This window comes from Cupriavidus sp. 8B (genome assembly GCF_054589115.1).
Genome location: NZ_BAAILO010000491.1, coordinates 7848 through 8429 on the forward strand (window position 1 = coordinate 7848; position 582 = coordinate 8429).

Consider the following 582-nt stretch of genomic DNA (forward strand, 5'->3'; position numbering starts at 1 on the left):
GCTGGCCGGAGGCGCCTGGGTGCAGCCCACCATCTGGACCGGCCTGCCGGAGGACTCGGCGGTGATCCGCGAGGAGATCTTCGGCCCCTGCTGCCATATCGCGCCGTTCGATACCGAGGAAGAGGTGATCCGGCTTGCCAACGACACGCCTTATGGGCTGGCCGCCACCGTGTGGACGTCCGACCTCGGCACCGCCCACCGCATGGGTAGCGCCCTGGAGGTTGGCATCTGCTGGATCAACGCGTGGTTCCTGCGCGACCTGCGCACCGCCTTTGGCGGCGCCAAGCAATCCGGCATCGGCCGCGAGGGCGGGGTGCATTCGCTGGAGTTCTATACCGAACTGCGCAATGTGTGCGTGAAACTGTGAGGCAGGCCATGAAACCCGAACAAATCGTTGATATTGGTGCCAGCCTGCACCGGGCGCTTGATACACGGCAAGCCGTTGCGCCACTGACCGAGCGCTATCCCGAGTTGTCCATCGACGATGCCTACCGCATCCAGCTGGCCATGGTGCAGCACCGCCTGGATGCGGGCGAGCGCGTGATCGGCAAGAAGATCGGCGTGACCAGCCGGGTGGTGATG

General features: G+C 65.3%; 1 protein-coding gene and 1 pseudogene. Both read left to right on the forward strand.

The window, feature by feature from the left end; translation table 11 throughout:
• A partial coding sequence (locus tag ACYP5B_RS45415; protein WP_459573957.1) for an aldehyde dehydrogenase family protein occupies positions 1–367 on the forward strand: 367 nt, incomplete at its 5' end.
• 8 nt (positions 368–375) lie between these two features.
• Positions 376–582: pseudogene (locus tag ACYP5B_RS45420) on the forward strand (2-oxopent-4-enoate hydratase); the annotation flags it as partial.